This is a genomic window from Streptomyces sp. WAC 01529, assembly GCF_003945545.1.
GTDB lineage: Bacteria > Actinomycetota > Actinomycetes > Streptomycetales > Streptomycetaceae > Streptomyces > Streptomyces anatolicus.
The window spans coordinates 2,465,990-2,491,348 of the sequence record NZ_CP029617.1; the positions used below are offsets into that span (position 1 = coordinate 2,465,990).

Sequence of the window (25,359 nt, forward strand, 5' to 3'; positions counted from 1 at the left end):
GGGGCCGCCGATGACGCTCGCCGCGCGCCTCGCGCCCTACGTCCCCGACCGCCTGATCGCCTCCCTGGCCCGGCTGGTCTACCCGCGCTTCGAGCCGGAGCTGGCCCGGCTCGCCGACCTCTGCCCGCCGGACTGCGGCACCGCCGTGGACGTCGGCGGCTGGTACGGGCCCTGGTCGCGCCGCCTCGCCTCCCGCGCGCGCCGCGTGGTGACCGTCGAGCCGGTGCCGCGCCTTGCCCGGCTGCTCGACGCCAGCACTCCCGGCAACGTCCGCGTCATCCAGGCCGCGGCCACGGACCGGCCCGGCACGGCCCGGCTCTGGCTGCCGCACGGGGACAACGGCGAGCGGGGCGTGTCGTCCCTGATCCGCCGGGACATCCACGCCACCGCCGTCGACGTGCCGTGCATGACGCTGGACGGGCTCGGTCTGCGGGACGTCCACTTCGTCAAGATCGACGTGGACGGCAACGAGCTGCCGGTGCTGCGCGGCGCGCACGAGCTGATCACCCGCGACCATCCGGCGATCTTCATCGAGCTGGAGTCCCGTATCCAGCCGATCGCCCCGATCGTGGACCTCCTCACCCGCCACCACGGCTACCGGGGCTGGGTGCTGCCACACGACACCTGGCTGCCGCTGGCCTCCTTCGATCTGGAGGCGCACCAGCGCGACACGTCGTACGTGGTGACGCAGGGCCTGCTGCGCCGGGTGCTGACGCCCCGGCACCCCCGCTACGTCAACTCGGTGCTGTTCCTTCCGGAAGGCCGCCGCCCGGGACCGCGAACGGTGCGCGACGATGGAGCACATGCCCGCTAGTTCCGCCTCCGCGCCCTTCACCCCGCTCGACTTCCAGCTGGTCCTGCTGCGCCGCATGGCCGACCACAACGCCGACCTGGTGGAGGACGCCCGCCGTGCGCTGGGCGCCTCCCTCGCGCAGATGCGGGAGGCCAACCGGCGGTGGCAGGCGATGACCCGCGGCGCGCGCTCCCGGGGCGCCGCGGCGCGCTACCGCTCCGTCCTCGGCGCCCCCGAGTCGACCACCCGCCGCACGATCGGCGACCTGGAGTGCGAGGCGCTGCTCTGGCCGCTGCCCCTCTGGCCCGACCTGCGCTTCGAGGTGCTGCGCGCGCCGAACGGGGCCGTATGGAACGAGTGGCTGGTGCGCGCCCCGGGTTCGCCGGGCCCCGGCCTCCGCACCCTCGACGACCTGACCCCCTGGTCCTGCACGGTCGACGAGGCGGCCCGCGCCTTCGCCCCGGCGAGGCCCATGGAGGGCACGGCCCCGACCCGCTGGCGCCTGACGTTCGAGGCACCGGACGCGGGGGGCGAGCGGCGGCGCTGTGTCGCGGAGTTCACGTGGGGGTTGTTGCAGCGGGTGGATACCGCACCGGTCAGCCGGTAGAGCCGTGGCGGCCACAAGCGCCACCCCCACCCATGTTCGACCCTTCCAACATCTGCTTATGATTCAGCGGTGTTCGATTCACGGCACATCAAGACGTTCCACGAAGTGGTCCGGGCCGGGTCGTACTCGGCGGCCGCTCGGTCGCTCGGGTACACGCAGCCCGCGATCACCCAGCAGATGAAGGCCCTTGAGCGGTCCGTCGGGACTCCGCTGTTCACTCGGGTCGGGCGGCGGATGCGGCTGACGGAGGCCGGGGAGGCGCTGTCGCGGCACGCCGGGATCATCCTGGACGACATCTCCGCCGCCCAGCAGCAGATGAACGCGATCACGCGGCTGCGGTCGGGGCGGGTGCGGGTCTGTGCCTTTCCGAGCGCCAACGCCACCCTCATCCCCGAGGCCCTGGCGCGGCTCGCCTCGGGGCATCCGGGGGTGCGCGTCGAACTCCTTGAGGACGAGCCGCCGGAGTCGCTGCGGCGCGTGGTGCGCGGCGAGTGCGACATCACGCTCGCCTTCACCTACCCCGGCCTGCACGAAGAGGTGCCGGAGGAGCTGGCGGAGATCCCCCTCATGGAGGACCAGCTGACCGTGCTGCTCCCCACGGGCCACCCCATGGCGCGGCGGCGTTCGGTCAAGCTCGCCGAGCTGGCGGAGGAGCGGTGGATAGCCGGCTGCCCCCGCTGCCGCGCCAACTTCCTGCACGAGTGCGCCGAGTTGGGCTTCGCTCCCGACATCGCCTTCACCACCGACGACAATCTCGTCGTGCAGAGCCTGGTCGCCGAAGGGCTCGGCATCGCGATGATGCCGGGGCTCGTCCTGAACTTCCTCTGCCACCGCAAGGTGACCGGCCGCGCCCTGGACCCCGCCTCGCGCCGCAAGGTCTCCGCGTACGTGCTCAAGGACCATCTGCGCATCCCGGCCACCGCCCTCGTCCTGGACGTGCTGAAGACCGTGGCCGCCAACCGCGTCGGCTGCTGAGACCGCCACCCCCTCGATCCATAAGCAGAGTTTTCAGGGGAGCGAAAGAACTGTCGTTGGACGTGATGGATCGAGCGGCGCGACGCTGCCCGTATGACCACGCCGACCACGTACCGGCCCGCCCGGACCACCGCACGCCTCGACACCCTCGTCGCCGACGTGCGCGAGGCGGTCGGGCGCGGCCTGCCCCCCGACCTGACCGCCTACCTGGTCGGCGAGCGGCTCGCGCCCCACCTCGGCGCCGCCGATCTGCTCACCGCCGAGCAGTGCGAGGGCGACCCCGAGCGCTACCGCCAGCACGTCCTCCACGCCGAGCAGGACGGCAGCTTCTCGATCGTGGCCCTGGTCTGGCTGCCGGGACAGCACACCTCCGTCCACGACCACGTCTCCTGGTGCGTCACCGGCGTCCACGAGGGCGAGGAGCACGAGCGCCGCTACCGCCTGGTGCCCGCCACCGAGCCCGGCGGCACGGCCCGCCTGATCGCCACCGACGACGTCGTCAACCCCCAGGGCGCGGTCTGCGGCTTCGCGCCGCCCGGCGACATCCACCGGGTGTGGAACGCCTGCGGCACGCGCGCGATATCGATCCACGTCTACGGCGCCGACATAGCCCGCCTGGGCAGCAGCGTCCGCCGGGTGTACGCACTCCCGGCCGACCGCTGATGGCACTCCTCGGGGAGCGCCCCAAGTCCCGGCTCACGGCCCCCGCTTCCGCCTCTCCCGTCACGCGTCCCCCCGGCAAGCTTCCCGGGCTCGCCCTCGCCACGGCCGGCGTCGGCGTGGCCTGGGGCGTGCACCACCTCGTGCCCGGCGTCCCGATGCTCACCGCCGCCGTGGTCCTCGGCATCGCGGCGGCCCATGTGCCGGGCGCCGCCCACCACTTCGTACGCGGCCCCGGCAAGGCGGGCCTGACGTTCGCGGCGAAGCGGCTGATGCGGGTCGGCGTCGTGCTGCTCGGCCTGAAGCTGGGCCTGGAGGACGTGCTCGGGCTCGGCTGGGCGTCGGTGGTGATGGTGCTCGGCGTGGTCGCCGTCACCTTCTTCGGCACCTGGTGGCTGGGCCGCCGCATGGGCCTGCGCGGCGACCAGCCGCTCCTCATCGCCACCGGCTACTCGATCTGCGGCGCGTCCGCGATCGGCGCGGTCAGCGAGGTCTCCGAGAGCGACGAGCGGGACACGGCCACCTCGGTGGCCCTCGTGACGCTGTGCGGGACGCTCGCGATCGCCGTACTGCCGCTGCTCCAGCACCCGTTGGGGCTCACCGACGCGGAGTTCGGGCGCTGGGTCGGGGCGAGCGTGCACGACGTGGGGCAGGTCGTGGCGACCGCGCAGACGGCCGGCTCCGGGGCGCTCGGCGACGCGGTCCTGGTCAAGCTGATGCGGGTCGCGCTGCTCGCGCCGCTCGTCGCGGCCGTCGCCCTTTCGGTGCGGGCACGGTCGAGGTCCGGCGCCGCCGGGCGGGCCGGGACCGCCGAGGGGGCCGGGAGCGCCAAGCGCCCGCCTCTCGTGCCGCTCTTCGTCGTCGGCTTCCTCGCCATGGTCGCCCTGCGCACCACCGGCTGGCTGCCGGGCGGCGCGATCGACGCCGCGCAGACGGCACAGGAACTCCTGCTCGCCGCCGCCCTGTTCGGCCTCGGCAGCGCGGTCGACCTGCCGTCCCTGACCCGCACGGGCGGCCGGGTCGCGGCGCTGGGCCTGGCGTCGTGGGGTGTGATCGCGGGGATCTCGTACGTAGGCGTGGTCCTGACGTACTGAGCGGCCGTCCACCGCCAGGAAGGGCGGGGTCGCCCTGTGTGAGACTGCACATGCCCCGCACCCCAGGCCGAGCAGACTCCGAGGAGTACGAGACGTGGATCCCCTCTTCCCGACCCTGGCCGCCCCGCACGCGCGGAACTCCGCCGCCGGGGAAGCGCTGCGCTTCGGCGAGCGCGCGCTGAGCCACGACGAGCTGGCCACCGTCGCGCGGGCGCTGGCGGGCCGTCTGGGCGGCGCGGACCGCGTCGCCGTCTGGGCCACGCCCTCCCTGGAGACGGCCGTGGGCGTGGTCGCCGCGCTGCTCGCCGGGGTCCCGGCGGTGCCGCTCAACCCGAAGTCGGGCAGCGGCGAGCTTGCGCACATCGTGGCGGACAGCGCGCCTTCGCTGATCCTGGCCGAGCCGGGTGCGGAGCTTCCTTCGGCGCTGGCGGACTTGCCCCGTATCGACGTAACTACGGACGTCGGCGCAGCACTCACGGACCCGGGCGCCCCCGAAACCCCCGAAGCCCCCGAAGCCCCCGAGGCTCCCGAGGCTCCAGCCCTGATCGTCTACACCTCGGGCACCACCGGTCCGCCCAAGGGCGCCGTCCTGCCGCGCCGTGCGATCGCCACCACGCTGGACGCCCTCGCGGACGCCTGGCGGTGGACCGCCGACGACGTGCTCGTGCACGGCCTGCCGCTCTTCCACGTGCACGGCCTGATCCTCGGCGTGCTGGGCCCGCTGCGGCGCGGCGGCTCGGTGCGCCACCTCGGCCGGTTCAGCACCGAGGGCGTGGCACGCGAGCTGGGCTCCGGGGCGACCATGCTCTTCGGGGTGCCGACGATGTACCACAGGATTGCCGAAGCCCTGCCGGACGAGCCGGAGTTGGCGAAGGCGCTGGCCGGGGCGCGGCTCCTGGTGTCCGGTTCGGCCGCGCTGCCGGTGCACGACCACGAGCGCATCGCGGCCGCGACGGGCCGCCGCGTCATCGAGCGGTACGGCATGACGGAGACCCTGATGAACACCAGCGTCCGCGCGGACGGCGACCCGCGCGCGGGAACGGTCGGCGTGCCGCTGCCCGGCGTCGACCTGCGCCTGGTCGACGAGGCGGGCGAGCCGGTCCCTGCGGACGACCCCGAGGCGGTCGGCGAGATCCAGGTGCGCGGCCCGAATCTCTTCACCGAGTATCTGAACCGCCCCGACGCGACCGCCGAGGCCTTCGCGCCGGGTGGCTGGTTCCGCACCGGCGACATGGCGCTGCGGGACCCCGACGGCTACGTACGGATCGTCGGCCGCAAGGCCACCGACCTCATCAAGAGCGGCGGCTACAAGATCGGCGCGGGCGAGATCGAGAACGCGCTCCTGGAGCACGCGGGGGTGCGGGAGGCCGCGGTCACCGGGGAGCCGGACCCCGACCTCGGGGAGCGGATCGTGGCGTGGATCGTCCCCACGGACCCTCACTCCCCGCCGCCTGCCGAGGAGTTGGCGTCCCACGTGGCGGACCGGCTGGCCCCGCACAAGCGGCCCCGGGCCGTGCGGTACCTGGACGCGCTGCCCCGCAATGACATGGGGAAGATCATGAAGCGGGCGCTGCCGGGGCGTGGCTGACGCGGGGGGGGGGGGGCCGCCCCGCTCCTCGAACGCCGGAGGGGCTGACACCGCCCCTCCGGCCGCCCCCTGAGGAGGGCTATCTCACTCCCACCGCCCGAATGATCTCCTGGGACACCGACCCGCCCCGGTCATCGCTCACCGAGGCCCGGAACGAGACGGACCCGGCCCCGGCCGGCACCTTCAACTCCCCGCCCCAGTAAGCCTTCTCACCGCCGCGCCCCAAGGCGACGCGCCGCCACGACTCCCCCTCATCATACGAAACGGACAACTCACCCCCGCCCAAGGCGCCCCCTCCCGCCCCTTTTACATACTCGGCGAAGATCCCGACCGGCACGGTCCGCCCACCGCGCACCTCCCCCGCGAGAGACGTGTCGACGTCGAAGCCGAGGTTGAGCAGCGGCAGCGGGGTCTTCCGGTCCGCCGGGGTCTCCTTCGACCGGAAGGTCCACTCGGCGTGCCCCTTCGTGGCGAGCTTCCACCGCGCCGGATCGAGCGTCGTGTCGGTGACGACCTTGTACGTGCGCTCGGCGGGATCCGCGCCCCGCACGTACACACCGGCGCCCTCCCGCCGGTCGACGCTGACACCCTCCACGAAGACCTCGCTGACCTGCGTCATCGTCTCCTCGCTCCACACATCGCCTAAGCCGGTGTGGTCGGGCCCCGAGTCGCCCCAGCCGGGCACGTTGAACTCCAGCGTGTCCCCGCGCCGCGTCTGGCCCCAGCCGAGGCCGGTGCCGAGCCAGGGGCGCAGGACCGGCTTGAACCAGTTCAGGCCCGTCCGCTCACCCCCCTTGTAGGAGACGAGGCCGCCGCGCTGCTCCAGGGCGCCGGGCCCGGTGGACACGGACTCGTGCCAGAGCAGGCCCGCACCCGTGGAGACGTACTCCGTCCGCGTCGCCGGGTAGTCGACCTTCTCCTGGAAGCCGAAGCCGATCGGGAAGGCGTCGGTGATCGAGTAGCGGAACTCATCGCCCCGGGCGGGCCTCACCGCGTGGAACTTGGTGTCCAGGACGGCCAGTTCGCGCTTCCCCGGCCGGTAGGTGAGGTCGTGCGGGACGGCTCCCTCGTGTCCCTCGGAGAGGTCGTAGACGTAAGGGGTGTTGACCGTGCCCGTACTCTCGATCCTCTCGCCCGCCTCGGCCGTCGCGATGAGCCGGGCGCCGTCGGCGGCGTCGACGGTGGCGATCTGGAGCGGCCGATCCGCGTTGTCGTCGCCGCCGAACCAGGCGTGGAGGCGGCCCGCCCGGTCGTCCGTCACGAACAGGGCGCTCACTCCGGCGTCCTGCGCCGCCTGCCCCAGCCGCTCCGGGGTGACCGCGTCCGTGCGGCGTACGACGGCGGCCTTGCCCCGCACGTCCTTGCCCGCGTACGCGGCCGGGGTGCCGTCGCCCGCGTCCACCAGCGCCCACTTCCTCCGCCCCTCGGCGATGGTCCCGCCGGGCTGGGCGACGGCCTCGCGCAGGCCCTTGACGTCCACGAGGGGCTTGCCGAGCCGCCAGACCGTGCGGTACTCGAAGCTGCCCTCGGTGACCTCGGAGGTCGGGGCGGCGAAGACGCTGTCGTACTTCACGGGCACCTGCACGGCCCCCTGAAGCTCGGCGCCGCCACCCTTCCTGTCGTACTCCATCAGCAGCTGCCGGGTGGCGGTGCGCCGCTGGACCTCGGCCCGGGTCTCACGCAACTCCCGCCCGTCCAAAGTGACTTCACGGTCGCGGTCGAGACTGATCTGCGGTTCGGCGAGGAACCCGAGGCCGAGCGAGTCCTCGCCGTGGGCGCCGCGCACGTCGAGGAAGGACGTCAGGGCGTACGTTCCCGGCGGCAGCCGCAGCTTCAGGGCGCCGGAGTCGCCGACGGCGGCCGGGAACGGATCGGCCCCCTCGGCGAGCCGCTGCACCACGAGGTCCGCCGGGGCTGCGGCGCCGTCACGGTCCTTGACGTGCACGGTGAGCGTGTACCGCTCCGCCTCCTTGACCAGGCCGAACGCGGTGTGCGCGACCTCCTTCCCTCCGGCGCTCGCGACGATGGCGCCGCTGGTGTTCCCGACGGGCGCCTTCGTGCCGTCGCCGGTGACGGTGGTCGAGGCGGTGCCGTGCGCGGGGACGGTGAGGGTGGTGTCGCCGAGCCCGACGGCCCCGTCGCCCCCGCCTCGTACACGGAGGCTCAACTCGACTCCGGCGCCGGACGAGTTGGCATAGGTGACGGTCCTACGGGCCGGCTCATTGCCCTCGTACGGCCAACCGTGGAAACCGAGATCGACGCTGCCGCTCGCGGTGATGTCCGCACCGACCGCGTCGGGCACGCTGACCCGCCCGGCGCCCAACTCATACGTGCTGGCGTCGAGTTGCCGGGACGTGGACATGAGCGCGTTCTTGAGCCGGGCGCCGGTCCAGTCGGGGTGCTTTTCGGCGAGGAGGGCGGCCACGCCCGCGACGTGCGGTGCCGCCATCGACGTACCGCTCATCTCGGTGTAGAAGCCCTCGCCGCCGGTGAGCCCGGAGCGGGCCGCGAGGATGTCGACGCCGGGCGCCGACAGATCGGGCTTGAGCGCGTGGTCGCCGGTGCGCGGGCCCCGGCTGGTGAAGGGCGCGGCCCGGTCGTGGGAGTCGACCGCGCCAACGGTCAGCGCGGAGTCGGCGGCGCCGGGCGAGCCGATGGAGGAGGGGGTGCCGGCGTTCCCGGCCGCGACGACGAAGAGGGCGCCGGTCTCCTCGGAGAGCGTGTTCACGGCGGTGGCCATGGGGTCGGTGCCGTCGCTCGGCTCCTGCGAACCGAGGCTCATGGACACGACCTCGGCGTCGGCCTCCTTGGCGGCCCACTCCATGCCCGCGATGACCTCGGACTCGCTCCCGAAGCCGTCGTCGCCGAGCACCTTGCCGACGGCGAGGGAGGCGCCGGGCGCGACGCCCCTCTCCTTCCGCCCCTCGGAGGCGGCGCCGCTGCCGCCGACGGTGGAGGCGACGTGGGTGCCGTGCCCGTTCCGGTCGGCGACCTCCTCACCCGGGATGAAACTCCTGCTCTCCGCGACGCGCCCCGCGAGGTCCGGGTGGTCGCCGTCGACCCCGGTGTCGAGGACGGCGACCTTCACGCCCTTCCCGGTGAGCCCGGCCGCCCATGCGTGGGGCGTGCCCATCTGTTCGTTGCTCCGCGCCATGTCGGCCCGGACGCGGCCGTCGAGCCAGACCTTGTCGATGCCGGACGCCTCGTCGCGTATGGCCCGCCACAGGGCGTCGGGCTTCGCGGCGCTCACGGCGAGGCCCGCGACACTCGGCAACGACCGCACCTTCACGACCCCGCGCGGCAAGGAACGGGCCCGCCTCCCTCCGCCCTCCTCATACGTGACGATGAGCGGAAGCGGCGCCCCGGCGTGGTCGGCGGCCCCCTGCCGGATCAGCCCGGTGACGTCGAAGAGCCGCGGGTCGAGCACGCCGGAGCGGAGGTACGGCCGCGCCTCGTCCGGCACGACGCTGAGGCGCCCGCCCGCCAGCTGACTCCGCACGGCACCGTCGGCGCCGGGGGCCCGTGCGACGGCGACGGTCCGGCGACCGCCGGGGAGGCGGGTGACGGTGACCTGGTCGCCGGTGATCAGGGTGACGGTATGGGCGACGGGGGCGGCGGCCGCGGGCTCTCCGTAGGGGGCGGTGGCGCCGGGCCCGCCTGGAAGCAGGGCGAACACAAGGGTGCCGACACCGACAAGCCCGGCTCTTCGCCGCGCGGGGGCTCTCCTGTCCATGGGCAGCCTCTCTTCGTGGACGCCGTGCGGGGCTGATGCGCGAGCGCTGCGAAAGAGTGTCAGGCTCCTTGTGCGACAAGGGAGTTGCCGGGAGGTGGCGGAAATCCGCCACCGCAGAATCCACACGCCGAGCGACGGCGCCCCGTAAGGGGCGCGGGGGAACTGCGCCAAGCTGAAGCGCCCCGTAAGGGGCGCGAGGAACTGCGCGACCAGCCACGCCCTACCCGCAGAGACCACACGACCGGCCCTCCCAGGGGCGCGGGGAACGGCGCGACCAGCCACGCCCCACCCGCAGGGACCACACGACCGGCCCCTCCCAGGACCTGCGCACCGAGCCACGACGCACCCGCAGCGAGCCCCCTCCCCCGGGCCCCCGAAAACCACCCATCCAGCCGCACCCCACCCGGCCCACCCCAGCAGGCGCACCCCCCGCCCCCGACCCCACGATGCGAGAAAGGACCGCCGACCGACGGTCCCCACCGGTCTGCGCTCTCGGGAGGACCTGCCATGACCGTCAGTCTGGAGCAGCTACGCCGTTGCCACATCGCCGTCGACCTCGGAGCCGCGAGAACCCGGGTCTTCGTCAAGGGCGCGGGCCTCGTCGTCGACGAGCCAAGCGCCGCCGCGGTGAACACGAGAACCGGCGCCCTCATCGCGGTAGGCCAGTTCGCCGAGCAGATGACGGGCCGCACGCCCGGCTACATCCGCGTCGTCCGCCCCGTCTCCGGCGGCACCGTCGTCGACATCGAGATGGCCCAGCGGATGCTGCGCCACCTGCTCGGTGAGAAGCTCCGCCGCACCCTGCGCCGCAAGCCGAGGCTGCGCGCCGCGGCATGCACCCCGCACGACGCGGACCCCCTCGCCCAGCGCGCGGCCGTGGAGACGATGGTCGGGCTCGGCGCCCGCCGAGTCGAACTGGTCGACACCCTCATCGCGGCGGCCGTCGGCTGCGGCCTGCCCGTGGAGCGCCCCGAGGCGACGATGATCCTGGTCTGCGGCGCCGCCACGACACAGGTGGCGGTCCTGTCCATGGGCTCGATCGTGACGGCCGAACGCATTCCCGTGGGCGGTGAGGCGATCGACCACGCGATCGTGCAGCACCTTCGCCACCAGCACGAACTGATGCTGCCCTCGCAGTCCGTACGTCCCCTCCAGCTCGCCCTGAGCGGCAACGGCCTCACCCCGCACGGCCCGGAGTCCACGGAGATCCACGGCAGGGACGTCGCGACGGGCCTGGCCCGTTCGGTCCACGTGGACACCGCCGCGGTCCGCGACGCGATCCACACCCCACTGACCGCCGTGCTCGACGGCATCGGCAAGGTGCTGCGGGACTGCCCGCCGGACCTGGTCGCGGACCTGGCGGACCGCGGAATCATGATGGTGGGCGGCAGCGCGCGGCTGCCGGGGCTCGACCAGATGCTGCGGGACGCGACGGGTATGCCCGTACAAATCGCGGAAAGGCCTGATGTGTGCGCCGTACTGGGACTCGGTGCGATGCTGGAGGGCAAGATCCAGCCGCTGGTCCTGGACCCGCTGTCCGGCTGACCGGGGCCGGAGCCAGAGCCGGAGCCGGAGCCGGAGCCTGACACCGCGACACGGAGTGCGTGACCGAGATGCCCGAAGGAACGGACGCGCCGCCGCCCCCTCCGCCCCCGCAGCCCCCTCCGCCCCCGATGCCCCTGCTGGACGCGGTGCTCAGCGTCGGCGCGGACCTCGATCTGCGGGCCACGCTCCAGCACATCGTGGACAGCGCGGCCCGGCTCACGGGGGCGGGGTACGGCACGCTCGGCGTCAACTCCCCCGTCCACGAGGGGCCGACGGAGATGTTCGTGGCGGGCGGTGGCACGCCGCCGGCTCGCGGCGCGGCGGGCGGCGACGTCATCCGCGTACCGATCCACGTCCATGACGAGGCGTTCGGTGACCTCCTGCTCGCGGACAAGGCGGAGGGGCCGTTCACCGACGAGGACCGCCAGCTCCTGAGGATCCTGGCGAGTCAGGCGGGCATCGCGATCGGCAACGCCCGCCTGTTCGAGGCGGCCCGGCAGCGGGAGCGCTGGATCGAGGGCGCCGCGGCGGTCACCACGGCCCTGCTCACGGGCGAGGCGGCGGCCGACGCGCTGATGACGGTCGCGGACCGCGCGAGGGTGCTCGCGGGCGCGGCGGCGGGCGTGATCCTCCAGCCCACGGAGGCAGGCGGCATGCGGATCGTCGCCGCCTCCACAGACGGCGCCCCCCACGGCTGGGGCGCCTCAGCGGGCCTCTCCGAGGGATCAACGGGCACAACCCGAACGACCGCCCCGCCCGGCGGCACCGGTGCAGCCGAAGCGCCACCCGAGGCAGAGGCAGCCGGAGCGGCCGAGACGCCGGGGGCGCCCGAGGCCGCGTGGACGACCGGGCCGGCCGGGTCCACCGCGTCAGCCGGGCCCATCGGGTCCACCGGGTCCACCGGCTCCGCCGGGCCAACCCGAGCGTCACAAACGGCCAAGGCAGCCGGAACAGCCGAACCGAGCGACCCGACCAAGGCCGCCCGACCGCCCGAGCCCACCGGCCCGCCCGAGGCCGCCACCCCGGCCGAAGGCGCCGAGACGACCCAGCCGGTCCACGCGGCCCCGACGTCCGAACCCCACCCCGGCGAGGCAAGCCCCGGTCCCCTGGCCGCCCCCGACGACGAGACACCCCCCAGCACCCCAGCGCCCCCCACCAGCAAGACCACGCCCGCCAGTGCCACCCCGCCCCCCGACCGCCACGCCACACCCCCCGCCGATACCCCCAACTCCTCGCCCCCCAACTCTTCGCCCCCCACCCCCTCCAACCACAACGACCTCATCGGCACCACCATCGAACCCGGCAGCGCCGTCCTCACCCAACTGCTCGGTGGGGAGCCCGTGTTCATCGAGGACTCCGCCACCGACCCGCGGATGACGACCCACGTACGCGCCCGCTTCGGGCCCAGCATGATGCTGCCGCTCCAGGCCGGCGGCCGGCTCATCGGCACGCTCGCGCTGCCCCGCAGGCGCGGCGCGCCTCCCTACACCGCCGCCGAGCGACTGCTCGCCACCCAGTTCGCCTCGCAGGCCGCCCTTGCCCTCGTACTCGCCGACGCCCAGCAGAGCCGTCGGCGCCTCGCGGTCTTCGAGGACCGCGACCGCATCGCCCGCGATCTGCACGACCTCGTCGTCCAGCGCCTCTTCGCGACCGGCATGATGCTGGAGTCGACCCGCCGCAAGGCCCACTCCACGCAGGTGGAGACCACGCTCGACCACGCGGTCGACGAACTGGAGTCCACGATCCAAGAGGTCCGCACGGCCATCTTCGCCCTCCAGCAGCCCCCCGCCGACGCCCCCACGACCTTCCGCGGCAAGGTCCTGCGCGAGACCGCGGGCGCCGCCGCGATCCTCGGCGTCCAGCCCTCCGTGCACTTCGGCGGCGCCGTCGACACCCGGGTCACGGACCCGGCGGCCGCCCACCTCCTCGCCGCCCTGCGCCGGGCGCTTGCCGCCACCTCGCGCCGCACCGGCGTCACCCGGGTCGACGTGGCGGTGGACGCCCGCGCGACCCTCCCCGACGGCCGGGAAGGCGTACGCCTGACCGTGTACGACGACGGGGCCACGGACGGCGTGGAAGCGGGCACGACGGTGACCTGGCAGGCTCCCCTCCAGTAAGGGACCAGGAACCCCGCCCCCCGACGGAACGTCAGAGCGTCACCACCGAGACCTCCGTCGCCTTCACGCTCGTCCACACCTCGGCCCCGTCCACGATCCCCAGCTCCACCGCCGCCTGCGGAGTGATCTCGGCGACCAGATCCGGCGCCTCGCCGGAGACGATCAGCACCCGCAGCCTGCTCCCGGCCGTCGTGACCTCGCGGACCGTCCCCCGCCACACGTTGCGCGGGCTCCCCTGCGGCCTCTCGCGGTGCACGGAGACCGCCTCCGGAGCGATCACCGCCAGCGCCCGCGTCCCCTCGGCCGGCGCGTCGGCGACGACCAGCCGCCCCTGACCCGCCAGGACGAGCGTGCCGTCCGCGCCCACCGTCCCCGGCCAGGCGTTGCGGCCGAGCATCCGCGCCACCCACGGCGAACGCGGATGCCGGGTGACCTCGGCGGGCGGCGCGTCCTGCAACGTACGCCCCTCGTCGAGTACGAGGACACGGTCGGCCAGCGACACGGCCTCCACGGGATCGTGCGTGACGATCAGGCACACCCCGCCGAAGCCTTCGAGGTGGCGCCGCAGCGTGTGGCGGACGTGCGCGCGGGTGGTCTGGTCGAGGGCGGCGAGCGGCTCGTCGAGGAGCAGCAGCCGGGGCCGGGCCGCGAGCGCCCGGGCGAGCGCGACCCGTTGGGCCTGGCCGCCGGAGAGCTGGCCGGGCTTGCGGTGCGCGAGGTGTCCGACGCCGAGCCGGTCGAGCCAGGCCCGCGCCTCCTGGCGGGCCCGGGCGCGCCGGACGCCCTGCGCGCGCAGCCCGTACGCGGTGTTGCCGAGCGCGTTCAGGTGCGGGAAGAGCGCGCCCTCCTGGGGCACCCAGGCCACCCCCCGGCGGTGCGGCGGCAGCGCGGTGACGTCGTGGTCGCCGAGCCGCAGCCGGGCGTGGGCGCGGGGCGTCAGGCCGAGGAGGGCGCGCAGGAGCGTGGTCTTGCCGGCGCCGTTGGGTCCGACGACGGCGATGGTGGTGCCGGGCGCGGCGTCGAGGGTCAGTTCGTCGGCGCCGGTGACGTCGGCGTGCAGACCCCACTTCTCCTGCGGGGCCAAGGCTGCCAGAGCCGGCAGAGCCTCGCCGAGCGGTTCGGAGCCACCTGAGGCAGCCCTGTCCCCTGCGCCCCCCGAAGCACCCGGAGCACCCAGGCCATCCGAAGCACCCAGAGCATCCGGAGCCTCCGGAGCACTCGCGGCCCCCGTCCGCCCCCCGGCCCCCACGCTCGCCCCCGCCGACCACCGCCCCCGCAGCCCCACCAGCACCGCCATGGCGATGGCGAGCAGCAGCAGGGAGAGGGAGGTCGCGGCCTCCGGTGAGTCCTGGAGCAGCAGATAGACCTGGAGCGGCAGGGTCTGCGTGGTCCCGGGAAGGTTGCCCGCGAAGGTGATCGTCGCGCCGAACTCACCGAGGGCCCGCGCCCAGGTCAGCGCCGCGCCCGCGATCAGCCCGGGGGCGACCATCGGCATGGTGACGGTGAAGAACACCCGTACGGGAGAAGCGCCAAGCGAGGCCGCCGTCTCCTCGAAACCGGGCCGCAGCCCGCCCAGCGCGCCCTCCAGGCTGATCACGAGGAACGGCATCGACACGAACGTCGCCGCGACCACCGCGCCGGAGGTGTGGAAGGGCAGCACGATCCCGAAGGTGCTCTCCAGCCAGGGCCCGAGCAGCCCGCGCCGCCCGAAGCCGAGCAGGAGCGCGACCCCGCCGACGGTCGGCGGCAGCACCATCGGCAGCAGTACGAGGGAACGTACGAACGCCTTCCCGGGGAAGTCCACCCGCGCAAGGAGCCAGGCCAGCGGCACCCCGAGCAGCAGGGAGAGCCCGAGCGCCCAGAACGACACGAGCATGGAGAGCTTCAGGGCCTGGGTGACCCCGGGCGCGGACAGATGCCCGCCCAGCTCCCCCCACTCGGTACGGGCGAGGATGCCGATCAGCGGCATCAGCAGGAACGCGATCGCGAGCAGCGCGGGCAGCGCGAGGGCGACGGGCGTCCGGGGGCGGCCCGGGGCACGGGTGCGGAGGTGGAGGCGGCTCATCGGCGTTCCTGGGCTAGGTGCGGGGCAAACGGGTGGGCGGGATCACCCCTGCAGCGCGGGGCAAACGGGTGGGTGGGTGGGGAAACCGCCGCGAAGCGGCGAAAAAGCGGCCACTCCTACAGCCCAGGGCACCCGGACGGACGTACGGCGCTACGGCTTCTGGAACCCCGCCTCCCGCAGAATCTTCTGCGCAGGCCCCGTGCTGAGCCACTTAACGAACGCCGCCGCCTCCTCCCCGTTCGCGGAGCCCTTGAGCGTAGCCGCCGGGTAGGAGGCGACGGCGTTCTGCGCGTCGGGGATCTCGACGGCGTCGACCTTACCGGGAGCGGTCGCGGCATCCGTCCGGTAGACGAGACCGGCGTCGGCCTCGCCGAGCTCCACCTTGCTCAGCACGGAACGCACGTTCGCCTCCTTGGAGACGGGCTTCACCTCGACGTGCCGCCGGTCCAGGACCTGCTTGCTGTAGCGCCCGACCGGAACCGTGTCGTCCGCGAGGACGACCTTCAACTCGCTGTCGCCGAGGTCCTTCAGCCCCTTGATCCGCTCCGGGTTCCCCTCCCGGGTGGCGATCACAAGGCGGTTCTTGGCGATCACGGTGGGCGTCCCGGTCTCCGCCTTGAGGCCGTCCATCGTCTTGGTGTCGGCGGTGACGAGCACATCGGCGGGCGCCCCCTGCTTGACCTGCGCGGCCAGCTCCTGCGACCCGGCCGCGGAGACCGTGATGCTGGTGCCCGGGTGGTCCTTCTCGTACGCCTTCTCAGCGGTGGCGAACACATCGGTGAGGGAGGAGGCGGCGAGGACGGTGAGGTGCACGTCCTTGCCGCCACCGCCCTTCTCGCGTCCGCCGTCGTCGTCACCGCTGCCACAGGCGGCGGCGAACGGGACGAGCAGCGCGGCCGTCACGACCGCGGCGGCACCACGGCGGACGGAAGCGGGAACGGAAGCGGGGACGAACGATTTCGGAGAGAACGACATGGGCAGGGCTCCTGGCTCAGGCGCGATCAATGTGCACACTCGTGGACTTCACGCGCGCGGTGGCCTGCATCCCGACCTCAAGGCCGAGCTCCTCCACCGCCTCACGCGTCAGCAGCGAGACCAGGCGGTGCGGCCCCGCCTGGATCTCCACCTGGGCGGCCACGTCACCGAGCTTGACGGCGGTGACGATGCCGGGAAAGGCGTTGCGGGCGGAGGTGTACGGGACGTCCTCCTCGCCCGCGCCGCCGCTCTGCGCGACCTCGACGGAGAAAGCGGCCAGATCCCGGCCGTCGATGAGCCGCCGCCCGCCCTCGTCGCGGTGCGTGGCGACGCGTCCGGCGTCCGCCCAGCGGCGGGCGGTGTCGGGACTGACCCCGAGCAGACGCGCGGCCTGCCCAATCGTGTAGGACTGCATATGCGACAAGATAAGGGCGATTGCCTGGCATCTGAAATAGTTGATGAGTTCCTCCATGGCAGATGCGAGACCTCATGGAGGAACACCCAAGGCCGCCCAAGGCCGCCCGGCACGACATCTCCTGAGGAGAACAGGCATATGTCGGCCCACTCGGCCAACTCGCCGCCCATGGCAACCTTCGGCAAGGACAAGAACACGGGGCCGGGCCCCGAGGTCGAGGCGGCGGCGCCCGACGAACCCACCGAGCTGCCGGCCCGCTCCTGGTGGTCGGTCCTGCGGCGCACCGGCAAGGAGTTCATGGACGACGACCTGCCCGACCGGGCCGCCGCCCTGACCTACTACGGCGTGCTCTCGCTCTTCCCCGCCCTGCTCGTCCTGGTCTCGGTCCTCGGTGTGATCGGCGAGAAGGCGACCACCTCGGTCCTGGACAACCTGGAGAAGCTGGCGCCGGGCCCGGTGCGCGACCTGCTGAGCGACGCCGTACGGCAGTTGCAGGGCAGCGGCGGCACCAGCGGCGTGATGGCGCTCCTGGGCCTGGTCCTCGCGGTCTGGTCGGCCTCCGGTTACGTGGGCGCCTTCATCCGCGCCTCGAACGCTGTCTACGACCTTCCCGAGGGCCGCCCGGTCTGGAAGCTGACACCGCTGCGGATCGCCCTGACCCTGGCCCTGATGGTCCTGCTCGCCGTCAGCGCGCTGATCGTGGTCTTCACGGGCCCGATCGCCGAGCGCGCGGGGGACGCCATCGGCGTGGGCGACGAGGCGCTCACGGCCTGGTCCATCGCCAAGTGGCCGGTGCTGCTGGTCCTCGTCGTCTCGATGATCGCCCTGCTCTTCTGGCGGGCCCCGAACGTCCACGGCCCGGGCTTCCGCTGGCTGAGCCCCGGCAGCGTGCTCGCGGTGCTCCTGTGGCTGGTGGCCTCCGCGGGCTTCGCGCTGTACGTCGCCGGTTTCGCCTCGTACAACAAGACGTACGGCACCCTGGCGGGCGTCGTGATCTTCCTGGTCTGGCTCTGGCTGTCGAACCTGGCCATCCTGCTCGGCCTGGAGTTCGACGCGGAACTCGCCCGCCAGCGCGCGATCGCCGGCGGCATGCCCCCGGAGGAGGAGCCGTACGTGGAACCCCGCGACACCCGCAAGTGGCCCCGCCGCCGCCACTCCCGCCCGGGGCCCGCGTCCTGACAGGGACCGGCGCGTCATCCTGATGACACGGCGGCCTCCGGCACGTCGAAGGGGTCGCGGCGCTCCGCGAAGTTGCCGTGCTCGGCGACCGCGAGCCCCTGGCTGTACGGGACGCCGTGCCGCTCCAGCTGGGCCGCGGTCTCCGGCGTCGGGCCGACGAACCGTCCCGGGTCGCCCTGCGGGACCAGCGCTACACGCGGGTCGCGGACATCGGCGGGAGCAGCGGGGCGCAGCACGTCGAGCAACTCCTCGACGTGCGGCCAGTACCCGGCCATCTTGGCGCCTCCCAGCACCTGGGGGGCGCCAAGGAGCGAGAGTGCCGCCAGGTTGCTGTAGTTGTCGAAGACGGTCGCCTGTTGTGCGGGGCATTCCAGCAGCGTGCCGTCGGGTCCTGTCCGTCGGCCGTGGGCCTGTTCGGTCAGCCGTGCGCACCAGGAGGTCAGCGCCTCGTCCGGGACCGAGGCGGCGCCCGCGGCGTGCTCCCGTACGAAGGAGACGAGCCAGGGAAGCGGGAAGTAGGTGGTCGCCGCCGGTGCCGTGACCATGCCCGCCGCCCGCTCGACCACGGCGGTGATCAGCATGTACGAGACGGCCAGGTCGGCCCCCCACCGGGCGACCCGGGACGCCGCGAGGTCGGCGCCCGCCGCCGCCTCGGGCACGGCGTCCATGGCCGGTTGGCTCGCGACGGTCACGTGCTTGCGCCGCTTGTTCCGGGAGAACTGGCGATGACCGCGGACGTTTCCGTCTTCGCCGAGGTACCACCACGCGTAAGGGCGCCAGCCCAGGTCGGAGAAGTTGACGTGGGTCAGGACGACGCGGAGGTGGTGGACCGCGCGCGGGGCCCGTCGCTGCGCGGCCGCCGCGTACCAGCAGACCCTCATCCGCGGGTCGAAGACGTTGGGACTGGCGTGCGGCAGGGAGACGAGCGCGGGCCCGCTCGCCGACCAGCGGGCCAGCGAGGCGTCGTCGAGGCCCAGGAGGGCCAGCGCCTCGCTCACCGCCGCGGGCGGTGCCTGGGGGTGCAGCAGGGTCGAACGCCTGCGTCGTACGTAGTCGATGAATGCTTCCTCAGCGCGCACCGGCCAACTCCTCCATCTCCGGGTTCCGTCCGACGCTCCACCAGGAAAGTCCTGAGACGGCCAGGACGGCGGCGAGGATCAGCCATGCCGCACGGAGGCCGAAGGCGTCCACGAACCAGCCCGCCAGCAGCGCCGCACCTCCCTTGGCGGACCCCGCGACAGCGTTGCGCACCACGGTGAACCTCCCCACCCGGTCCTCGGGCGGCGCCTGATTGGTCAGCACCTGCATCACCATGATGTGTGTGGTCAGCACCGCGGCGAGCACCCCGAAGAGCAGGATGACGACGACCTGCCAGCGGACCACGGCGAGGCCGACGGCCAGTACCGCCCCGGCGGGGAGGGCCACCCGCAGGACCGCGTTCGAGGACATCCGCCCGGACGACAACGCCATTCCGGCGAGGAACCCCCCGCCCATTCCGGAGGCGCTGAGCATCGCGTAGAAGTTCCCCGAACCGGGGGCGACCGCGTGGGCCAGCGGGACCGCGGCGGTGGAGATGAACGGCAGTGCTCCGCTGCTGGGGACCGAGTAGACGAGGATCGCCCGCAGCACCCCGGGACTGGCCGGGGCCTGCCCTTCCGGTTCCTTCCCGGCAGCCGCCTCACCGGCTCCGGTGCCCGCCGCGGCCGGGACCCCCACGGCCTCGCCTTCCCGCTCCGCCGCATCCGCCTCGGGGGCCATCGCGCGGTGCACCGCCCAGAGCCCGGCCAGGTAGAGGACGGCCGCGGCCGCGAAGCACCAGCCGACGGCGTCGGCGCCCAGCAGCAGGCCGGCGGCCCCGCCGCCCGCCACCCCGCCCACCTGCGCCAGCGATGTCGAACGCTGCCGCAGCGTCACGGCGTCCGATGCCGCGAAACGCTGCCGGATGAAGCGGCCCGCGTGCGCCTTGTTCATGGTCTTGACGAAGCTGAGGCTGCACTGCACCGCGGCGAAGGCGGCCACGGTGACGCCGACGGACGCCTCGGCGGCCCAGACCAGGGCCAGGAGCGAGGAACCGGCCAGCAGGACCCAGTTGGTCACCGAGAGCCGTCGTGCCGCGTTCCCCCTGTCGGCCCTCTTGCGGACCATCAGCCCGAGGACGACACCGGGCAGGTAGGCGGCGGCGCCCATCGCCCCTGTCACCGCCGCGTCATGGGTGAGGTGGTAGGAGGCCCACATGATGGTGAGCGCCTGGAGGCTCTCCGCGACGCCGCCGACGCAGAAGAAGGTGAGCAGCCATCGGGCGCCCGGTACCGCCCGGGCGGAGCTCCTCGCCGTCATCCGGCGGCGCCGATCCCCGGACGCGCGGGGCCCGCTGCGTCCCGGCCCGTGACGGCCGAGCGCAGCTGGGCGGCGTCCTCGGGCGTCAGCCCCTCGTAGTACGCCCGGTACTCGAACTCGCACGAGCTGGCCGGATCGGCTCCGCGGGCGATGTTTCCCTCGCCGACCAGGACGACACCGGGCAGGTCACGTACGCGCGGAGCCGGCAACGGCAGGCTGCCGTCGGGGTTGGGGCGGGCCCACAGCAGACCGCTGGTCTCGGCCGGAGCATGCCGCGGCGCGAACCTGTCCGCGTCGTGGCCGAGCTGGCAGGCCACGAACGCGCCCCAGAGGTCCGCCCCGGTCGTCACGCGCAGCAGCTCCCCCCACCCCGCGCCGGCCGGACGCATGCCGACCTCACCGAAGTACAGCTCCGCGCCGTCGTACAGGAACTCCGCGTGGAAGACGCCGTCCACCGCGTCGAGTGCTCCGATCACGCTTCGGGTGAGGGCGGTCAGCCGGGCATGCATGGCGTCGTCGCGGCAGAGGATGGACGTGCCCCACGTGCCGGCCTTCTTGAGCGCCGGCCGGTCGTACTCGGAGACCTCCACCCAGGAGACACGGCCGTCGTGGCAGACGCCGTCGCAGTGGAACTCCCGCTGTACCGCGACGGCCTGCTCGACCAGCCACAGTTCGCCGTGGTCCGCGAGCCAGGCACGGGCCTGGGCGACGGGCATCCGGCGGACGTCCCGTGAGGCGGAGGAGGCGATCGGCTTCACGACGACCTCGGCCATGGCCCGCGTACGTTCCGGCTCCTCGGCCAGGAAATGCCCGGAGAGCCAGGCTTGTGGGGAGGGCACGGCGGCGGCGAGCCTCCTGCGCATCCGCCACTTGTTCGTCACGGGCAGTGTCTGTTCGTAGCCGAGCCCCGGCAGGTCGTACCGGCTGCGCAGGAACCCGGCGGCGAGCATGGTGCTCTCGCTCGTGGCCACCACCGCGCCGAACGGCTGAGCCGCCATCAGCGCGTCGGCGTGGAGCAGAAGCTCGGGGCCGGGCGTCTTCTCCCACTGCCGCGCCTCCGCGTCGAGGCGGACGAACTCGTGCGTGTCGGAGAAGGCGGCCATGGCGCGGCGGGCCCAATCCTTGTCGCGTCCCAGTACGAGAGCCCGGGTCCTGTTCGTCGACACCTCAGACGCTCCGGTTGAACTCGGCTATGGCACGCAGACCGTCCACCAGGCCCTCGTGTGTCGCCGCCTTGACGATGGCGTGTCCGCACCGTCCGTACGTGCCCACACGGTCGTTCTCCGGTGCCGGGTAGTCCACTTCGACCACGTCGAATCGGTCGCGGAAGTCGTCCTCGGTCAGTTGTCGTCCGGCGTCGCGGACCAGGTAGATCCATCCGAACAGCTCGGCGGGCTCCTGGGGTGGCACCGGCAGTTCGGGGGCCCGGCCGAGCCCCACATCGAGGGTCGCGGCGTAGAGGTCGACGCCATGGGTCATGCGCAGCACCTCGGGTGTGAGCGCACCGGCCGGACGTGCCCCCACCTCCCCGAGGACGAGCTCCCCGTCCGGCCGGACGAAGGCTTCGAGGTGGAAGACGGTGTCCGGGGCGTCCAGCTCGCGCAGGACCTCCGCGGCGAACCGGGTCGCCCGGGCGCTGAGTTCGCTCTCGGCCGGCCCTAGCGGCGCGTCGGCGACCGCCTCGCCCTTGGTCCATCCCATCAGCGGGGCGAGGTAGCCGGAGACCGCCGTCCACGCGGGACGGCCGTCCCACCACACGCCGTCGACGTGGATCTCGCGTCCCTCGACGTACGACTCGACCACCGTCGACACGTCCGACCGGGCCGGATGGCGGCGCAGGTAGTCGTCGAGCTGCTCCTGGCCGCGGATGGGCTCGGTGGCCTGGGAGCCGAATCCGTCGGCCGGCTTGGCGACGAAGACCTCGCCGAGCTGCTCCGCCAGTGCCGCGTAGTCGGGCGCGGAGGGGTTGAGGTAGGCGCACCGGGCCGTGGGGATCTTGGGGGAGACGGCTCGCTTCTGGACGCGTTTGTCGCGGAAGCGCAGGCACCGCGCCGGATCGGTGTCGCCCGGCAGGCCGAACACCGAGCGGATGACGGTCGCCGAGAACATCGGGTGCTCGTGCCCTGTGACCACCGCGCTCATCTTGTCGCCGGGATGCTCCGTGACGGCGCGCAGGACCTCCTCGGCGTCGGAGAGGTCGGCGACCTTCGTGTAGGACAGTCCCTTCAGACCAGGCTTGATCTTGTCGACGACGAGATGCAGGTCCAGGCCGGCGCGCCTGGCCGCTTCGACGAATCCTGCTCGATACCCCAGACAGACAACAGTCACTCTCGTGCACCGATCTCTTTGACGTACAGGTGGTGGGAGGGCGGGAACGGTCGCGTGGGCCGGTATCCCAGGGCGGTGAAGAACGCGATGTTGGCGGCGAGACCGTCGCGCAGGGCGATGACCATGCGGCGCGTACCGAGGGAGAGAGCCCGATCCTCCACCGCGGCGACCAGTTGGGTGCCCACGCCCTTGCGGCGGCAGTGCGGCGTCACGGCCAGAGCGTCCAGCGTGTGCCCCTCCGGATCCGGCGTCTGGTGCACCACGCCCACCCATTCGTTCCCGGCCCGTGCGATCAGCCAGGTGTCGGAGCAGGCCCGGACGGTCTCTGCGGACCACCGCAGAGCGGTCGGACGGAATGTCGCGGCGAACGGCCGGTAGACGTCGTGGATCAGCCGGGCCACCGCGGTCGCGTCCCGGCGCCGCGCCTGCCGGACCACGACGGGCATCACGACGGCCGGACCGCGTAGAACGCTTCGCTGAGGTACGGGATCTCGACGCTTCCCCCCTTCGCGTGGCGGGCGCACAGATCGCGTACCCGGGCGTAGAAGACCGGTCCCACGGCCGCCACCGCGCGCTGCGCCTGGGTGGAGGAGGAGCTCATGGTGACGAACTCCTCGACGGTCAGCGACTGGTGCCACTCGGCCGCCCGGCGCTCGGTGTGCGAGAAGGCCGCGCCCAGTTCGTCGGCGATGTCGAAGCTGCGGTAGAAGCGGCTGTAACCGGGTGAGAGTTCCTCCAGCAGGTCCTCGTACTCGGCGGCGAACCCGCCGGCCGCGTGGTCGCGGTTGTTCTGGATGACCATGCAGACCCCGCCGGGGGCGAGGCACCTGGCCGCCTCGCGCAGGTAGGCCGCCCGGTCCATCCACTGGTAGGACTGGGCGGCGACCAGGACGTGGACGGAGCCCGGGGCACACGAGGAGAGGTACTGCTCGGCGGTCCCCTCGTGCCATTCCACCTCGGGGAACTTCTTCCTGCCGAGCCGGATCATGTCCGCCGACACATCCACGGCGTGTACGGCCGCGTCGGCGGGAAGGTGCGGCAGCACTCCCTCCAGGGCGATGCCCGTGCCGGCCCCGGCGTCCACCACGGTCGGCGGGCCCGCCTCGGGGAGGAGGCCGACGAGGTGCTGGAACAGGGCGGAGGGGTAACGCGGCCGTGTCCGGTCGTAGTTGTCGGCCAGGCCGTCAAAGCTGGCATCGGAAGGGGGCACGTGGCTCACGCTCCAGACGGTGAGGGCTTCACACGGTTCAGAAGACCGCCCGAGGCGATCATTTCCAGCAGAAAAAGCGGAGGCTTCGGAAACCCGGCGATCACGTCTCCCTCGGAGCGGATCTCTCCGCGCTCCAGGTCGACGGAGATCGTCATCCCCTCGCTGAGGTCGCCGGTATCGGCCTCGATGGCGGGGAGGGCGAGGTTCCAGCAGTTGCGGAAGAGTATCCGGCCGAAGCGGGGGGCGATCACCAGACTGATCCCGTTGGCCAAGAGGGTGGAGACCGCCTGTTCCCGCGAACTGCCGATGCCGAAGACCGAGTCGCTGACGATCGCGTCCCCCGGCCGGACACTCTCCACGAAACCGGGGAGGTAGGCCTCGAACAGGTGAGGCGCGAGGCGCCCGGGATCGGTGTGCATGTGCTTGTAGCGTGCCGGGATGATGTCATCGGTCGAGACCGTGCCGGCGACGCGGCGCACCCGGTGTGTCGATATGTGGGTCACGGCAGGTCCTCCACGCCGGGAACCGCGCCGCACAGCGCGGTCACCGCGGCCACGAGCGGCGACGAGAGGTAGATGTTGGCCTCGGGGTTGCCCATGCGCCCGCGGAAGTTGCGGTTCATGGTGGAGAGCACGTTCTCGCCGCGGGCGGGCAGCGGGCCCTGGGTCCCCACGCACGCCCCGCAGCCCGCGGGCGTGACCACGGCTCCGGCCTCCAGCAGTGTGTCGATGTGGCCGGCGCGCATGGCTGCCCGGTAGATGTCGTTCGAGCCCGGCGTCACCACGAACTGGGTGCCCTGGCGCACGCGGTGGCCGCGCACCACCGCTGCCGCCTCCGCGATGTCCTCCAGTCGGCTGTTGGTGCAACTGCCCAGGAAGACATAGGAGATGGGGGTGCCCGCCGCCTCGTCGAGCGGCACGGTGTTGCCCGGCAGATGCGGCAGGGCGACAGTGGGCTGAAGACCGCTGATGTCGAATTCGATCCGGGAGACCCCCTGAGCCGTTCCGGTCGGGATCGTGCCCTCCGCGTCGGGGACGAAGACGCATTTCGCGCCGAGTTCGACGCCCAGACTCGCCAGGCCGGCGGACGCGTCGCTGGACAGGTCACGCGCCCACGCCCCGGTGAACTCCACCGACCGGTAGAGGAACGGTTCCTGGCCTCGCTCGCGCAGCAGGGTGAGGAGTACGTCGCGTGACCGTGCCGCCCGCGTCGGCGTCCCCGTGATCCGCAGCTCGACGGTTTCGGGAACGCGCAGCCAGGTGGTCCCGGTGACCATCGCCGCGACGATGTCCGAGGCTCCCATGCCGAGGCCGAGCGCCCCGAAGGCGCCGCCGACGCAGGTGTGGGAGTCGGACCCGAGGACGAGGGCCCCCGGGGTGAACCATTCGGCTTCGGCGGCGATGACGTGGCTGATGCCCTGGCCTCGGGCGCGTACGTCCACCCCGAGGCGCGCGGCGAACGCGTCGGCGTCCTTCATCCTGTCGGCCATGTCGACGTTGGCCACGAGAACGGAGTGGTCGAAGACGAAGCTCACCCGCTCCGGGTCGAAGACCGTCGAGAACCCGTACTGCTCGTACAGCCTGGCGACGGTCGGCGCGTTGCCGTCCTGTACGTAGATCCGGTCGGGCGTGGCGGTGACGATCCGGCCCGGTTCCACCGGCCCGTCCTCGTGGTCGCGATGGTCGGCGATGATCTGTTCGGCGAGCGGGGTCCCGCTCTTGAGCCGCCGTTTCACAGC

21 protein-coding genes are annotated in these 25,359 nt (G+C 73.0%); 9 read left to right on the forward strand and 12 right to left on the reverse strand.

Annotated elements, in window-relative coordinates:
- Positions 1-10 precede the first annotated feature (10 nt).
- From DMA15_RS11070 to DMA15_RS11095, 6 genes are all read left to right on the forward strand, one after another.
- The gene (locus DMA15_RS11070; protein ID WP_125512604.1) at positions 11-814 is read left to right on the forward strand and encodes an FkbM family methyltransferase; all 804 of its coding nucleotides are present in this window, start codon (positions 11-13) and stop codon (positions 812-814) included.
- A complete protein-coding gene (locus DMA15_RS11075) occupies positions 804-1,400 on the forward strand; it encodes a hypothetical protein (RefSeq protein WP_240659746.1) in 597 nt (198 codons plus the stop codon). Before DMA15_RS11070 ends, DMA15_RS11075 begins: the two co-directional genes overlap by 11 nt.
- Positions 1,401-1,469: 69 nt before the next feature.
- A complete protein-coding gene (locus DMA15_RS11080) occupies positions 1,470-2,375 on the forward strand; it encodes a LysR family transcriptional regulator (RefSeq protein WP_125512606.1) in 906 nt (301 codons plus the stop codon).
- A 93-nt stretch (positions 2,376-2,468) separates the two neighbouring features.
- A complete protein-coding gene (locus tag DMA15_RS11085) occupies positions 2,469-3,038 on the forward strand; it encodes a cysteine dioxygenase family protein (RefSeq protein ID WP_125512607.1) in 570 nt (189 codons plus the stop codon).
- Complete coding sequence (locus DMA15_RS11090) at positions 3,038-4,129, forward strand: putative sulfate exporter family transporter (protein WP_125512608.1); 1,092 nt, start codon at positions 3,038-3,040, stop codon at positions 4,127-4,129. The genes DMA15_RS11085 and DMA15_RS11090 overlap by 1 nt, the downstream gene beginning before the upstream one ends.
- A 94-nt stretch (positions 4,130-4,223) precedes the next feature.
- Positions 4,224-5,717 (forward strand): acyl-CoA synthetase, encoded by a 1,494-nt coding sequence (locus DMA15_RS11095; RefSeq protein WP_125512609.1) that lies wholly within the window; start codon positions 4,224-4,226, stop codon positions 5,715-5,717.
- Between the two features lie 79 nt (positions 5,718-5,796).
- Here the strand turns inward: DMA15_RS11095 and DMA15_RS11100 are convergent, their stop codons facing one another.
- Positions 5,797-9,450 carry a S8 family serine peptidase gene (locus DMA15_RS11100; RefSeq protein WP_125512610.1) on the reverse strand — a complete coding sequence of 1,218 codons (3,654 nt, stop codon included), beginning with the start codon at positions 9,448-9,450 and terminating at the stop codon, positions 5,797-5,799.
- A 507-nt stretch (positions 9,451-9,957) separates the two neighbouring features.
- On the opposite strand from DMA15_RS11100, the gene DMA15_RS11105 reads away from it, so the two are divergent.
- Together DMA15_RS11105 and DMA15_RS37430 are read left to right on the forward strand one after the other, a co-directional pair.
- Complete coding sequence (locus DMA15_RS11105; RefSeq protein ID WP_030793578.1) at positions 9,958-10,995, forward strand: rod shape-determining protein; 1,038 nt, start codon at positions 9,958-9,960, stop codon at positions 10,993-10,995.
- A 68-nt stretch (positions 10,996-11,063) separates the two neighbouring features.
- Complete coding sequence (locus DMA15_RS37430) at positions 11,064-13,112, forward strand: GAF domain-containing protein (protein ID WP_240660198.1); 2,049 nt, start codon at positions 11,064-11,066, stop codon at positions 13,110-13,112.
- Between the two features lie 31 nt (positions 13,113-13,143).
- Here the strand turns inward: DMA15_RS37430 and DMA15_RS11120 are convergent, their stop codons facing one another.
- The 3 genes from DMA15_RS11120 to DMA15_RS11130 form a co-directional block, all read right to left on the reverse strand.
- Positions 13,144-15,177, reverse strand: coding sequence for an ABC transporter permease (locus DMA15_RS11120; RefSeq protein ID WP_125512611.1), 2,034 nt, complete (start codon positions 15,175-15,177; stop codon positions 13,144-13,146).
- A gap of 150 nt (positions 15,178-15,327) precedes the next feature.
- Positions 15,328-16,152, reverse strand: coding sequence for a molybdate ABC transporter substrate-binding protein (gene modA / locus DMA15_RS11125; protein WP_125512612.1), 825 nt, complete (start codon positions 16,150-16,152; stop codon positions 15,328-15,330).
- Between the two features lie 16 nt (positions 16,153-16,168).
- The gene (locus DMA15_RS11130; RefSeq protein ID WP_125512613.1) at positions 16,169-16,567 is read right to left on the reverse strand and encodes a helix-turn-helix transcriptional regulator; all 399 of its coding nucleotides are present in this window, start codon (positions 16,565-16,567) and stop codon (positions 16,169-16,171) included.
- 168 nt (positions 16,568-16,735) lie between these two features.
- On the opposite strand from DMA15_RS11130, the gene DMA15_RS11135 reads away from it, so the two are divergent.
- Complete coding sequence (locus tag DMA15_RS11135; protein WP_240660199.1) at positions 16,736-17,746, forward strand: YihY/virulence factor BrkB family protein; 1,011 nt, start codon at positions 16,736-16,738, stop codon at positions 17,744-17,746.
- Positions 17,747-17,760: 14 nt separating this feature from the next.
- Here the strand turns inward: DMA15_RS11135 and DMA15_RS11140 are convergent, their stop codons facing one another.
- The 8 genes from DMA15_RS11140 to DMA15_RS11175 are packed head-to-tail and all read right to left on the reverse strand — an operon-like array spanning position 17,761 to position 25,356.
- Complete coding sequence (locus DMA15_RS11140; protein ID WP_125512615.1) at positions 17,761-18,825, reverse strand: hypothetical protein; 1,065 nt, start codon at positions 18,823-18,825, stop codon at positions 17,761-17,763.
- Positions 18,815-20,083, reverse strand: a complete 1,269-nt coding sequence (locus DMA15_RS11145; protein WP_125512616.1) for a hypothetical protein — start codon at positions 20,081-20,083, stop codon at positions 18,815-18,817. Before DMA15_RS11145 ends, DMA15_RS11140 begins: the two co-directional genes overlap by 11 nt.
- Positions 20,080-21,249, reverse strand: coding sequence for a hypothetical protein (locus DMA15_RS11150; protein WP_125512617.1), 1,170 nt, complete (start codon positions 21,247-21,249; stop codon positions 20,080-20,082). Before DMA15_RS11150 ends, DMA15_RS11145 begins: the two co-directional genes overlap by 4 nt.
- A gap of 1 nt (position 21,250) precedes the next feature.
- A complete protein-coding gene (locus DMA15_RS11155; protein WP_125512618.1) occupies positions 21,251-22,411 on the reverse strand; it encodes an ATP-grasp domain-containing protein in 1,161 nt (386 codons plus the stop codon).
- Complete coding sequence (locus DMA15_RS11160) at positions 22,408-22,857, reverse strand: GNAT family N-acetyltransferase (protein ID WP_125512619.1); 450 nt, start codon at positions 22,855-22,857, stop codon at positions 22,408-22,410. The genes DMA15_RS11155 and DMA15_RS11160 overlap by 4 nt, the downstream gene beginning before the upstream one ends.
- Positions 22,857-23,630 (reverse strand): class I SAM-dependent methyltransferase, encoded by a 774-nt coding sequence (locus DMA15_RS11165; protein ID WP_240659747.1) that lies wholly within the window; start codon positions 23,628-23,630, stop codon positions 22,857-22,859. The genes DMA15_RS11160 and DMA15_RS11165 overlap by 1 nt, the downstream gene beginning before the upstream one ends.
- Positions 23,627-24,100: a hypothetical protein gene (locus tag DMA15_RS11170; RefSeq protein WP_240659748.1), complete on the reverse strand. Its 474-nt coding sequence runs from the start codon at positions 24,098-24,100 to the stop codon at positions 23,627-23,629. The genes DMA15_RS11165 and DMA15_RS11170 overlap by 4 nt, the downstream gene beginning before the upstream one ends.
- Positions 24,101-24,120: 20 nt before the next feature.
- Complete coding sequence (locus DMA15_RS11175) at positions 24,121-25,356, reverse strand: aconitase family protein (RefSeq protein WP_125512620.1); 1,236 nt, start codon at positions 25,354-25,356, stop codon at positions 24,121-24,123.
- Positions 25,357-25,359 lie beyond the last annotated feature (3 nt).

Bases quoted from the DNA above. Each gene is read 5' to 3' on its own strand.
- DMA15_RS11070 (WP_125512604.1), top strand. From the start codon at position 11: ATGACGCTCGCCGCGCGCCTCGCGCCCTACGTCCCCGACCGCCTGATC.
- DMA15_RS11075 (WP_240659746.1), top strand. From the start codon at position 804: ATGCCCGCTAGTTCCGCCTCCGCGCCCTTCACCCCGCTCGACTTCCAG.
- DMA15_RS11085 (WP_125512607.1), top strand. From the start codon at position 2,469: ATGACCACGCCGACCACGTACCGGCCCGCCCGGACCACCGCACGCCTC.
- DMA15_RS11090 (WP_125512608.1), top strand. From the start codon at position 3,038: ATGGCACTCCTCGGGGAGCGCCCCAAGTCCCGGCTCACGGCCCCCGCT.
- DMA15_RS11100 (WP_125512610.1), bottom strand. From the start codon at position 9,450: ATGGACAGGAGAGCCCCCGCGCGGCGAAGAGCCGGGCTTGTCGGTGTC.
- DMA15_RS11105 (WP_030793578.1), top strand. From the start codon at position 9,958: ATGACCGTCAGTCTGGAGCAGCTACGCCGTTGCCACATCGCCGTCGAC.
- DMA15_RS37430 (WP_240660198.1), top strand. From the start codon at position 11,064: ATGCCCGAAGGAACGGACGCGCCGCCGCCCCCTCCGCCCCCGCAGCCC.
- DMA15_RS11120 (WP_125512611.1), bottom strand. From the start codon at position 15,177: ATGAGCCGCCTCCACCTCCGCACCCGTGCCCCGGGCCGCCCCCGGACG.
- modA (WP_125512612.1), bottom strand. From the start codon at position 16,152: ATGTCGTTCTCTCCGAAATCGTTCGTCCCCGCTTCCGTTCCCGCTTCC.
- DMA15_RS11130 (WP_125512613.1), bottom strand. From the start codon at position 16,567: ATGCAGTCCTACACGATTGGGCAGGCCGCGCGTCTGCTCGGGGTCAGT.
- DMA15_RS11135 (WP_240660199.1), top strand. From the start codon at position 16,736: ATGGCAACCTTCGGCAAGGACAAGAACACGGGGCCGGGCCCCGAGGTC.
- DMA15_RS11145 (WP_125512616.1), bottom strand. From the start codon at position 20,083: ATGACGGCGAGGAGCTCCGCCCGGGCGGTACCGGGCGCCCGATGGCTG.
- DMA15_RS11160 (WP_125512619.1), bottom strand. From the start codon at position 22,857: ATGCCCGTCGTGGTCCGGCAGGCGCGGCGCCGGGACGCGACCGCGGTG.